The 10,775-nt window shown below is 72.6% G+C and carries 14 protein-coding genes; 4 read left to right on the top strand and 10 right to left on the bottom strand.

The features are described from left to right. Positions 1-36 precede the first annotated feature (36 nt). Together B5557_RS28745 and B5557_RS28740 are read right to left on the bottom strand one after the other, a co-directional pair. Complete coding sequence (locus B5557_RS28745; protein ID WP_079665056.1) at positions 37-762, bottom strand: 4'-phosphopantetheinyl transferase family protein; 726 nt, start codon at positions 760-762, stop codon at positions 37-39. 41 nt (positions 763-803) lie between these two features. Then, a complete protein-coding gene (locus B5557_RS28740) occupies positions 804-1,184 on the bottom strand; it encodes an S-adenosylmethionine decarboxylase family protein (protein WP_079662176.1) in 381 nt (126 codons plus the stop codon). Positions 1,185-1,499: 315 nt separating this feature from the next. Between B5557_RS28740 and B5557_RS28735 the strand changes: the two genes are divergently transcribed. The 4 genes from B5557_RS28735 (at position 1,500) to B5557_RS28720 (ending at position 5,096) form a co-directional block, all read left to right on the top strand. After that, positions 1,500-3,287 (top strand): GNAT family N-acetyltransferase, encoded by a 1,788-nt coding sequence (locus B5557_RS28735; protein WP_079662175.1) that lies wholly within the window; start codon positions 1,500-1,502, stop codon positions 3,285-3,287. After that, entirely contained in the window at positions 3,284-4,354 is a 1,071-nt protein-coding gene (locus B5557_RS28730; protein WP_079662174.1) for an HAD-IIIC family phosphatase, read from the top strand. The genes B5557_RS28735 and B5557_RS28730 overlap by 4 nt, the downstream gene beginning before the upstream one ends. Further along, complete coding sequence (locus B5557_RS28725) at positions 4,351-4,629, top strand: acyl carrier protein (RefSeq protein WP_079662173.1); 279 nt, start codon at positions 4,351-4,353, stop codon at positions 4,627-4,629. The genes B5557_RS28730 and B5557_RS28725 overlap by 4 nt, the downstream gene beginning before the upstream one ends. Positions 4,630-4,769: 140 nt before the next feature. After that, a complete protein-coding gene (locus B5557_RS28720; RefSeq protein WP_079662172.1) occupies positions 4,770-5,096 on the top strand; it encodes a chaplin in 327 nt (108 codons plus the stop codon). Positions 5,097-5,166: 70 nt separating this feature from the next. Here B5557_RS28720 and B5557_RS28715 read toward each other — a convergent pair whose 3' ends face one another. From B5557_RS28715 to B5557_RS28680, 8 genes are all read right to left on the bottom strand, one after another. Further along, the gene (locus B5557_RS28715) at positions 5,167-6,033 is read right to left on the bottom strand and encodes a tyrosinase family protein (protein WP_079662171.1); all 867 of its coding nucleotides are present in this window, start codon (positions 6,031-6,033) and stop codon (positions 5,167-5,169) included. Further along, positions 6,017-6,502: a tyrosinase family oxidase copper chaperone gene (locus B5557_RS28710; RefSeq protein ID WP_079662170.1), complete on the bottom strand. Its 486-nt coding sequence runs from the start codon at positions 6,500-6,502 to the stop codon at positions 6,017-6,019. Before B5557_RS28710 ends, B5557_RS28715 begins: the two co-directional genes overlap by 17 nt. 161 nt (positions 6,503-6,663) lie before the next feature. After that, on the bottom strand, positions 6,664-7,185 hold the full coding sequence (locus B5557_RS28705; RefSeq protein ID WP_079662169.1) for a hypothetical protein: 522 nt from the start codon (positions 7,183-7,185) through the stop codon (positions 6,664-6,666). A 157-nt stretch (positions 7,186-7,342) separates the two neighbouring features. Beyond that, complete coding sequence (locus B5557_RS28700) at positions 7,343-7,939, bottom strand: vitamin K epoxide reductase family protein (RefSeq protein WP_079662168.1); 597 nt, start codon at positions 7,937-7,939, stop codon at positions 7,343-7,345. After that, on the bottom strand, positions 7,939-8,439 hold the full coding sequence (locus B5557_RS28695; RefSeq protein ID WP_079662167.1) for a DUF5949 family protein: 501 nt from the start codon (positions 8,437-8,439) through the stop codon (positions 7,939-7,941). Before B5557_RS28695 ends, B5557_RS28700 begins: the two co-directional genes overlap by 1 nt. Positions 8,440-8,617: 178 nt before the next feature. Beyond that, positions 8,618-8,905: a hypothetical protein gene (locus B5557_RS28690; protein ID WP_079662166.1), complete on the bottom strand. Its 288-nt coding sequence runs from the start codon at positions 8,903-8,905 to the stop codon at positions 8,618-8,620. Positions 8,906-9,072: 167 nt separating this feature from the next. Beyond that, positions 9,073-10,065 (bottom strand): hypothetical protein, encoded by a 993-nt coding sequence (locus B5557_RS45360; RefSeq protein WP_079662165.1) that lies wholly within the window; start codon positions 10,063-10,065, stop codon positions 9,073-9,075. 265 nt (positions 10,066-10,330) lie between these two features. Next, entirely contained in the window at positions 10,331-10,570 is a 240-nt protein-coding gene (locus tag B5557_RS28680) for a chaplin (RefSeq protein ID WP_079662164.1), read from the bottom strand. Positions 10,571-10,775 lie beyond the last annotated feature (205 nt).

The following is a 10,775-nucleotide window of genomic DNA, read 5'->3' as shown; positions in this document are numbered from 1 at the left end:
ACGGCGGCCCGCACGAGGGCGGAGGCGTCGTGCGGGTCAGCTGCCGTACCCGGCCACCAGGCCGGACCGCTCGCGCTGCTCGACGCGCACCCGGCTCGCGCCCGCCCCCGTGACGGCCACCGCCGCGGGATGCCTCCCGGCGACGACCAGGTCCGCGAGGCCCGCTTCGGGCCGGACGACGGCCGGCCGGTCGGGCCAGGTGAGCACGGCCGGTGGCAGGCCGGGCGCCGACACCTCCAGCTCGCGCGGCGACACGGTGAGGCCCACGCCGAGGGCCTTCAGGACGGCTTCCTTTCGGGTCCAGACGCGCAGGAAGGCGGGCCGCCGCTCGGCCGGGGGCAGGGCGTTCAGGGCGGCCAGTTCGGTGTCGGAGAGAGCGGCCCGCGCCGCGCTGTCGACGTCGAGGGGAGTGCCGTCCTCCTCGACGTCCAGGCCGACCTGCCCGCCCCGGCACACGGCGACGCCGATGACCGCACCGCTGTGGGTGACGGAGAAGTCGTAGGGCGCGGGCGGGTCCGCGGCGTCCAGCCGGGCCTTCCCGTGCGGCCCGCCGCAGCGCGGGCACACGCGCCGCAGGGGCACGTCCGCCGGGGCCACGCCGAGCAGTTCGCCCAGCAGCAGCCGGCTCAGGGCGCAGCCGACCAGGAAGCGGGCCCGGTCGTCGGGGCGGACGGTCGCGTCGTGGCGGCCGCGCTCCCGGGGGTCCAGCAGCCGCAGCAGGCCCTCGTGGGCGTCGCCGAGACGCGCCCACGAGACTTGCACGGAGAACACGAGACCGGCCCGGGGACTGGCGGAGGGAACGGTCAGTGCACGGCGCGCAGCATGCGCGTCACGTTGATGCGCGTGGGCGACAGGCCGAGTTCGACGCTCTGCATCATGCGCTCGCCGTTCAGCCGGCCGTAGGCGAGCAGATCCACGTTGGCCAGGCTGAATTCGGGCCAGGTGTGAATGCTCAGGTGCGAGGCGGAAAGCAGGAGAATCGCGGTGACAGCGCCGTTCGGGAAAACGTGCGACGCCTCACCGAGCACCGTGGCGTTTCCCTTTTCGGCGGCCGTGCGCAGCACCTGGAGGAGGCGCTCCTCGTCGGTCAGGATGCTGTGGTCGCTCACCCATACGTCGACGGCATAAGAGCACAGATCGTCGACGTTTATACCCTCGGTGGCGAGGTTGGCGGAGTTGGTCATGGGGAACCGGGGGTGGCGAACCGCTGCCCCCGTCTCCTTTCACATAGGCGCTCGGTGGTGCCCAGAGTAGCATCCGGGCCGCACCGCGGCACGCAAACCCTTTAGGAAAAGCCTTCCGGAACGAATATCGCGGCATTTATTTTCATGCACTGGAATTCCATCCGAATTCCCGCTCTTTCCCGGCCGCCCGAGCGGGTCCGGACGGCTCCCCACCAGCCCGTATACTCGATAGTCCCGGAATCCATCAATCAGCTTGCCTGGAGCAGCATTGTGACGAACGCGCGTCGGCACCCTCGGAGTACCACCGCCGATTCTGTGCTCACGGAAGTCGCGGACGCCGTCCGGCTCCAGGAGGGCCCGCCCGGAGTGCGGTCGGTCCTTCGCGCCCTGCGCCGCCTCGCTCCCGCCTCCACGAAGGACCTCAGCCGCGCGACCGGCCTGCCCGTCCCGATCGTGGCGGCCCTGGGCAACGAGCTGCGCCGCCGGGGCCTCGTCACCAAGGAGCGTCCGTCCCGGCTGACGGAGACCGGCCGGGACCTCGTCGCCCGGCTCGGCATGGACCTCGCCCTCGACGCCACCTGCCGCACCTGTGACGGGCGCGAGCTGGTCGTCCCCGACGTGCTGGACGAGGCCGTGCCGCGGCTGCGGGCGCTCATGGAGGCGGGCCCCGCCGCCGACATGGCGATCGACCAGTCGCACTGCACGGCCGAGACCAAGGTGCGCCGGGTGCTCGCGCTGCTCACGGCGGGCGCGCTGCCGGGCGGCTCGCTGCTGCTGATCGGCGACGACGACCTCGTCTCCCTCGCCGTCGCCGTGGTGGGCGACGTGCTGGGCGCCCCGATCGTCGAGCGGGTCACCGTCGTGGACATCTCGCCGGAGATCCTCCACTACATCCAGAAGGTGTCGGCCGGTCTCGGCACCCGTGTGGAGACGGTCCGGCACGACCTGCGGCTGCCGCTGCCCGCCGAACTGCACCAGCAGCACGACGTGGCCATGACCGACCCGCCGTACACCCCCGAGGGCGCCCGGCTCTTCCTCTCCCGTGCCGTGGAGGGCCTGCGGCCCGGCCCCGCGCACAGCGTCTTCTTCTCCTTCGGCGGCAAGAGCCCGGACGAGATGCTGGAGGTGCAGCGGGAGATCATGGCGCTCGGCCTGGTCACCAACGGCTACATCCGCAACTTCAACGAGTACGAGGGCAGCGGCATCCTCGGCGGGGTCGGCTTCTTCCAGCACCTCCTCACCACCACCTCGACGGCCCCCTCCCACGAGGGCGAGTTCAGCGGCCCCCTCTACACCGGCGACAAGCGGACCCGGCAGCGCGAGTACACGTGCGTGGCGTGCGAGGCGCGGCTGCGCGTCGGCCCCGGCGCCCGCTGGACCTCGGTCGCCGCCCTGCGCGCCGACGGCTGCCCGAACTGCGGCAAGGGCCCCTTCCGCCCGGGCCGCCTGGTCCCGGCGGACGAACCGACGCCCCCGGCGGCCCAGCAGCCTTCGACCCCGGCCCCCGCCCCCACCGCCCCCGTCAGGACGCCCGCCCCCACTCCCAGCGCCGCTCCCGCCGCCGCTCCCGCCCCTCGCACCCCCGGCTGGCACGCGCCGTCCGACGCCGACCGGGCCGCTCTCGCCGAGCGGGCGCGGCCGTACGTCATCCGTCAGGCCGACGAGCGTGATCTGCCGGCCATCGGGCGGTTCGAGGCCGAGATCGCCCGGGTCTCCTTCGGTGAGGACGCCATCGACGACCCCGAGCGGTGGGCGTCCCGGCTGGGCCGGGCCATGGAGAAGTCGAAGGAGGGCATGATCGTCGCCCACGGTCCGGGCGAGGAGCCCGTCGGCTGGTGCTGGGTGAGCATCAACCAGAACGCGATGACCGGCGACCGCTACGCCAACTTCCGCTCCCTGGCCGTCTCCCCGGTCGACAACCGCAGTGACGTCGCGGAACTCCTGCTCACCGCGGGCCTGGAGTTCTGCCTGACGAACGGCATCACGGAGGTCGTCGGCCGGGTGCATGTGGGCAACGTCCCGATGCGCACGGTCTACCGCAAGTTCGGCTTCGACCCCACGAGCCTGTCCATGAAGCTGTTCCTGCCCGAGGGGGACCGGTGACCGCCTTCGACCCCGACCGCGTCAAGTGCGTCGTATGGGACCTCGACGGCACCCTGTGGGACGAGATCGCCGTCGAGTCCCCCACCGACGAGCTGCCCACGCCCCGCCCCGGGATGCTCGCCGCGGTCGACGCGCTGGCCGCCCACGGCGTACTCAGCAGCATCGCGAGCCGCAGCGCGCCGTCGGTGCTCGACCGGCTGGACGCCGTACCGGAGCTGCGTGCGCGCTTCCTCGCCCCACAGGTGTCCTGGCAGGACAAGAGCGAGTCGCTGCGCAGGATCGCGAAGGACCTCGGTATCGCGGTGGACGCCCTGGTCCTGGTCGACGACTCCCCCTACGAGCGCGCCGAGGTCGAGGCCCTGCTGCCGGGTGTGCGCACCCTCGCCCCCGAGGACGTGCCCGCGCTGGCGGCCGCGTTCGAGGGCCGGGAGGTCACCCCCGAGTCCCGTGAGCGCGTGCACCGCTACCGCACCGAGGAGACCCGCCGGGCCGAGGGCGAGCGCTTCCAGGGCTCACGCGAGGAGTTCCTGCGCTGGTGCGACATGCGCCTCACGGTCGGCTTGGCCACGCCCGACGAGATCCCCCGCGCCCTGGAACTCGCCGCCCGCACCCACCGTCTGAACTCCTCCGGCCTCACCCCCGACGGGCTGCGCGAGCTGGCCGCCTCGGCGGGACACGAGCTGTACACGGCCCGCATGACGGACCGTTTCGGCGCGTACGGCATCATCGGCGCCGCCCTCGTCGACCGCACCGCCCCCGCCGTCCGGTCCATCCCGCTGCTCGCGCTGTCCTGCCGGGTCGCCGGCCGGGGCGCGGCGGCGGCCTTCCTGTTCCGGCTGATGGAGCGGGCCCGTGCGGCGGGCGCCGAGGAGTTCCGGGTGACCCTGCGCCCGACCGACGCCAACCTGGAGATGCGCATCCTGCTCCGCCAGGCGGGCCTGCGCCGCACGGACGACACCCATACGGCCCACGCCGATTCCGCGGTCCTGGGCAGGACCCTCCACGGCGACCTGCCGGCGCCGCCGGCCTGGCTGCACGTATCCGACCGAGAGGACGCCGACGCGTGACGCAGACCCGAGACCGGGCGACGGTGGAACAGGAGCTCCGTTCGCTGATCGCCGAGGCCGCCCGTCTGGACGAGGCGGTCGTCGCCGAACTCCCCGCCGACACCGACCTGTTCGGCCCGCAGATCGGTCTCACCTCGCTGGCCGGTGTGACCCTGCTCGGCACGATCGACCAACGCTACGGCGTCGACGTGGCCGCCCTGGACCTGAGCCTGGACAGCCTCCAGTCCATCGCCACCCTCAGCGAATTCGTCACGACACACCTCCAACCGCTCTAACCACCCGTCTGTACGTCCCTGCTGTTCAAAAAGGGTGATCCGTACGGACATGCCGTGACCCGCTCACGGCGGCGGCGTTGAACGGGGAGTGCGGTGGCGCCCCTTGCCGCCGTGCGAACCGAGTCACTAAGGAGAACGTGATGTCTCGCATCGCGAAGATCGCCGCTGTTGCCCTCGGCACCAGCGCCGTCGTGATCAGCGGAGCCGGCCTGGCCATGGCGGACGCGGACGCGCAGGGTGCGGCTGTGGGCTCGCCGGGCGTCCTTTCGGGCAACGTCGTCCAGGTTCCGATCCACGTGCCGGTGAACATCTGCGGCAACACCATCAGCGCCGCCGGCCTGCTGAACCCGGCCTTCGGCAACACCTGCGCCAACGTCAGCGACCACGACAAGGGTGGCTACGACAAGGGTGGCTACGACAAGCACCACGACAGCGACAAGCACGGCGACAACGGCTACGGCGACTGAGCAGTCTCCCGTACGCACCACCAGGAGAGCCCCGGCACCTCGAGCGCCGGGGCTCTCCCCCGTGGCGGGGTCACGCGTACCGGTAGATCCGGGACGCGTCCTCCAGCTCGTCCGGGCTCACGTCCCACGGGGGCAGCTTCTCGTGCCGGGCGACGACCCGGCGGTACTGGGGGCTGCCCGGCGCGGGCGGTTCGGCGGGCAGATAGCGGTGGTCGCGGTGGCGGCTCTGCCAGCGGGTCCACAGCAGGTCGACGAAGGCGTGGTGCAGCCAGAACACGGGGTCGTTGACGGAGGCGCCGCCGAGCATGACCCCGCCGACCCACCGGTGCACCCGGTTGTGGGTGCGCCAGGCGCCGCTGCCCGAGCCGGCGCCCCAGCCCTCCATCTTGTTGCGGAAGCCCCGGCCGGCCGTCGAGTCCCAGGGCGGGGTGTCGTAGACGGGGTCCTGCAACGCCCCCTCCACTTCGCTCCTGGTGGGCAGGTCGATCGGACCGGACGCACGGCCGAGGTCCCGGGTGAGGAACTCCCCGTCGGTCACGTTCTCCTTGAGGGTCCAGTTGCCGGTGGCGTAGGCGAACGGCCCGGTCGTCACCTGGTGGTCGGAGCGCCGGCCGTTGCCGCCGAGGAGGTCCCCGGTCCAGGGCGCGGAGGCCGCGGTGCGGTCGCGCGTCCAGTCCCAGTACGGCACCGTCACCGAGGAGTCGACCCGGCGCAGCGCCTGCTCCAGGTCCAGCAGGAACCTGCGGTGCCAGGGCAGGAAGGAGGGCGCCATGTGGGCGGTGCGCAGGCCGCCGTCGCCGTCCGAGACGTAGTGGTCGATGTGCATGCGGACGAACTCGTCGTACTCCCCTGTCCGTTTGATCTCCAGCAGCGCCTTCACGAAGCGCCGTCGCTCGGCGCTCGTGAGGGTGCTGACGTCCTTACGCGTGTAGGCCATGGTGTCCCCCCATGTGTGTGTGATCGTGTACCGGGCCCGCCGTGCGCAGCCGCTCGTCCGGCCCGAGCCCGTCGACGGCGGCGCGGGCCGCCGCCAGCGGTGTGGCGTAGGAGCTGTAGTGGTCGACCATGCTCAGCCAGGTGCCGTCGGCGCGGCGCATGAGGTGCAGCGGGCGGCCGTCGACGGTGACCTCCCACTCGGCGTCGGCCGTGGCCGCCGGTCCCGTCGGGGTGAGGACCCCGCGGATGTGCCGGCCCCGGTAGGTCTCGTCGAACGAGGAGTCCGCGGAGCCGGCGTCCGCCCGGCCGGGGGGCCGGGAGGAGGCGACGACGGGCGCGATCGCGAGGGCCACGGCGCCGCCGAGCAGCCCGCGCAGTAGGTCCCGTCGCCGGGCGGCGCGGGCCGGGCCGGTTCCGCCCGCGCCCACCGGCACTGCGGTCACGGCTGCTCCGTCGATGCTGACGACCATGGTGTGCTCCTCGTCCGGTTCGGTTCTCCGTGGGAGTAACCGTCCGGCGGCCCGCCGGGTCACCGCCGCCGTCCGAACAGTCCGCCGGAGGACGCGGACCGGGCACGGCGACGGGCCCGGACGGCGGCGTCCGGGCCCGTGGTCGTGGCGGTCGGCGGGTGCTACAGCCCCTTGCTCAGACCGACGTCGGCGCCGGGCACCGCCTGGAGCACCGGAGTGACCACGCCCGCCTCGGGCAGCTTCAGGTCCGGCAGACCGAGGTGGTCGGGGTTGGGCGCGGTGAGCGGGGCGTCCAGGGTCAGGCCGGGGCCGAGTGTGCGCAGGTCGGAGGTGGGGGCGTCGAGGCCGACGTGGTTGAACTCGTCCCCGAGGACCTCCGGCAGGGGTGCGCGCAGGCCCACGCCGGGCAGTCCGGCGGCGACCGGCAGCCGCGGGACCACCCGCTCCGGGATGAGACGGCCCTCGACGAAGCGCGGCCCCTCGGGCGCCCCCGGCGTGGGCAGGGGGATCTCACCGCCGATCGTGGGCAGTTCCACGTCGAGGGACTTCTCGACGCCGTCCAGCGGTACGGGGACGGGGACCGTGCCGATGGCGGCGGCGGGGGTCACGGAGGCGGCGGCGCCGGCCGCAGCCGCCACACACGTGATCACTGCGGCGAGGGTTCCTCGGGTGGTCGACTTCATCTCGGTACGGGCCCTTTCGAAGGAGGACGGGGGTACGGGGGGGGGACAGGGGGTACGGCGGGACGGGGAGTCCGCGAGGCGTTGCTCCGTACCCGGTAACGAGCCGTAAAACGGCATCAGTTCACAATTCGCCCGCGTGCCGTAATCGTCCGCATCATCAGCTCGTCCAGAAATCCCACCATCGGGTGAGGATCAGCATGCCGATCACTCCGATGTGCAGCAGCGGGAGCACCCAGGTGAATTCGGCGAGGAAAATCCGCACGCCGGCCGGGGCGGGCAGGAATCCGTGGCGTACGTCGAAGGAGACGGCGTACCAAAACATGAGGATCGTGGCGACCCAGGCCAGACAGCACCACAGGCACAGCGCGTTGATCCGGTACAGCGACTCGAACTGCAGCCAGGACACGAACCCGACGCCGAACAGGCAGCCCGCGGTGAAGGTCAGCCAGTACCAGCGGGGGAAGACGGCACGGGCCAGCAGGCTCATGCCGACGCACACGACGATCCCGTAGGCCACCAGGCCCAGCATCGGGTTGGGGAACCCGAACACCGAGGCCTGGTCGCTCTGCATGACGCTGCCGCAGGACACGACGGGGTTCAGGCTGCACCCGGGCGTGAACCCGGGGTCCTCCAGCAGCTTGAACTCGTCCAGAGTGATGACCCAGGCGGCCAGCAGCCCGGCCGCGCCGGTGAGGACGAGCAGCAGGGCGTACGCCCGGCCGGCCCCCGCGGGCGCCGGGCGCGGCCGGCTCATCAGCCGCGCAGTCGGCGGGCGGGCAGGACGATGTGCGCCGCGGCCGTCAGGGTCTGCGCGGCGCCCGCGAACGCGGTCAGCGCCTCGGGGGTGACGGCCCGGCCGGGCGTGGCCTCCGGCCAGGCGCGGGTGGTGAAGACGAGGTAGGCGTAGCCGCGCTCGTCGACGGCGGCGAGCCACTCCTGAGGCGGCAGGCACTGGGCGTTGAGGCCCGGCATGTTCAGGACGGCCGCGCCGGACTCGACGAGCAGGCTGAACGGCAGGCTCGGCCGTTCGGTGCCGTCGACGACGTCCCCGCCGACGGACATGCCGTTGTCGGTGAGCAGCCGCTCGACGGCGACGGCGGTCCCCTCGGGGCCGTCCTCGGTGTCCCCGAGGGAGTAGGCCAGCAGGTAGGGCATGTCGCTGCCGTCGGGGGCCTCGCCGCTCCACGGCATCACGACGAGGGTGCCCAGGTCGGCCACGCGGAAGGGTCGGGTTGCGCTTGGGGTTGAGGTCACCGCGCGACCTTATCGGCGCGCCGTGGGCCTGCCTGACGCGTTCTCACCCGATGGGAGGACGCCGGTCCCTTGCTCCACACGAACGAGGGACGGGCCGCTCGCCCCGCCTCGAACAGCGCCGAGGGCCGGTGCCGTCGGTGACGGGACCGGCCCTCGCACGGGAGCCTTCAGGGGCGTCTCAGCCCTGCAGCGGCAGTCCGCCGAGGAGCGGGTTGTGCGCGTTGAGGGCGCCGGCCGCACCCTTGACGGTGCTGAGCACGGAGTCCTTGTTCTCGGTGTCGAGCGCGTCCGACTGGTGCTGGAGCGGCAGCGCGTCCTCCAGGTTGATCGGCCCCCTGCCGAGGGTGTCCACGGCGCCGTTGAGGCTGGTGGGCGTGAGGTCGGCGGGGGCGGCGAACGCGGGTGCGGCGACACCGGCGAGAACCACGGATCCGGCAACGACAGCAGCAGCCTTCAGGGACTTCATCGGATTCCTTTCTTCGGCAACTCGGCAACTCAAGTCACCAGGGGAAATTCTGACGTCGTGCCTAACGAGCACCGTCGGACGCGGAAACCGTGTACGCAGAAAATTTCTGCACCCCGGCGGAATGCCGGGGTGCAGAAATCATGGTGCGAACGTCGCGGAAACGGCCGTCAGCTCGCGGGCACTACCGGCGCCGCCGGTGCCGCCGGTGCCGCCGGTGCGGCGGCCTCCGCCGGGGTCTCCGGAGCCGCGGGTGCCGCGGCCGGCAGCGTCAGACCGGCCCCGGACAGGGTCGCGGAGAGCAGACCGAGCAGGTCGCCCACCACGCCGCTGGCGGCCGAGACGATCTGGCTGACGTCGAGGGACGTCGCGGCCTCGAGCAGGGCGTCGACGGCCTGCTGCAGAGCCGTGACGGCGTCGGACACCGGGTCGGCGGCAGCGGCCTTCGCCTTGTGGTCATGAATCCTGGTGAGCGCGGGAGGCGCGAGCACCGAGGTGGCCGCGAGCGCCGGAGCGGCGGGCTTGGCCGGGGTCGCGGGCTCGGCGGGGGTCGCGGGCTCGGCCGGGGTGGCCGGCTTGTCGGGCGTCGCGGGGGTGGCCGCGGCGGCCGGGGCCGCGGGCTTGTCCGGCGTCGCGGGGGTCGCCGCGGCGGCCGGGGTGGCGGGCTTCGCGGGCGTGGCCGGGGTCACCGGGGTGGCCGGCTTGGCGGGCGTGGCGGGGACCGCGGCGGCCGGGTCCGCGGGCAGCGCGGCCGCGGGGTCGGCGGGCGTGACGGCGGCGGCCTGGTCGGCGGCCGGGTCGGCGGCGGCCGGGTCGGCGGGCGTGGCGGGAGTCACCGGGGCGGCTGCCGTGATCTTGGTTACGGCCGTCTTGACCGCTTCGGCGAGCTTGGTCGCCTGGTCGGCGGTGAGCTGACCGTCGTCGGCCTTGAGGACGGCGTTGAGCAGGTCGGTGACCGGGGTGAGGACGGTGCCGAAATCACCGAGGCCCTTGGCCTGGGCGAGCAGCGCGTCGACGCCGGCGACGGGCGTACGGGATGCCGCGGCAGTGCGCTCACGGGCTGCGGCTCCGTCGACCGCGATGGCGGCGGGGGCGGTGATGCCGAGGACGAGGGTGGCGCACAGTGCGGTGGAAGCGATACGCCGGACGGGCAGGGGACGCATGGGAAATCCTTTCGGTTGCGTCGGGTCTCGTGCCCACGGTGCAAACAGCCATAGCACTCCGCAACCGCTCGACCGCGCTACGTAATCATCCGTGGTCCGCGCCGTCCGCATCGTCCCTGGTGAGACGGCCTGTCAAGGCCCCTTGAGCGTGTCGCGCCGCCGGCCGCCCATTCGGGGCAACACCTCCAGCAACGCGAACGGCCGCCCCCTGACAGGGGAGCGGCCGCTGCGCGAAGACGTGTCGTGACCCCGCAGGGAGGTGACGTCAGTCGTTGATGCAGGTGTTGCCGAAGGCGGGGTTCAGCAGCCCGGCGACGTTGACCGTGTTGCCGCACACGTTGATCGGGATGTGGATCGGGACCTGGACGACATTGCCGGACAGCACGCCCGGGGAGTGCGCGGCGACGCCGTTCGCGTCACTGTCGGCGGTGGCGATGCCGGAGGCGCCGGCGACGGCCGCGGCGGCAACAGAGGTCAGGACCAGGCCCTTCGCGATACGCGACATGGAGAGGTGCTCCTTGGGGGGTTTTGAAAATAAACACCCGGGCGGGGATGCCCGGCGCTGAAGTCAACGCGCCGGGCACACGGGGGTTGTGCCGCCGAATGGGTGATGTCACGAACGAACACGCTTCACAATTCCGACACGGATGTCCGGTTTCAATGGATTAATCCGGATAGTGATTAGAGTTGCGACCCTCCCGATGCACGTC

This window comes from Streptomyces sp. 3214.6 (genome assembly GCF_900129855.1).
GTDB classification, from domain to species: domain Bacteria; phylum Actinomycetota; class Actinomycetes; order Streptomycetales; family Streptomycetaceae; genus Streptomyces; species Streptomyces soliscabiei.
The sequence above is the reverse complement of the archived record's forward strand: the minus strand, read 5'-3'. Positions and strand labels throughout refer to the sequence as shown.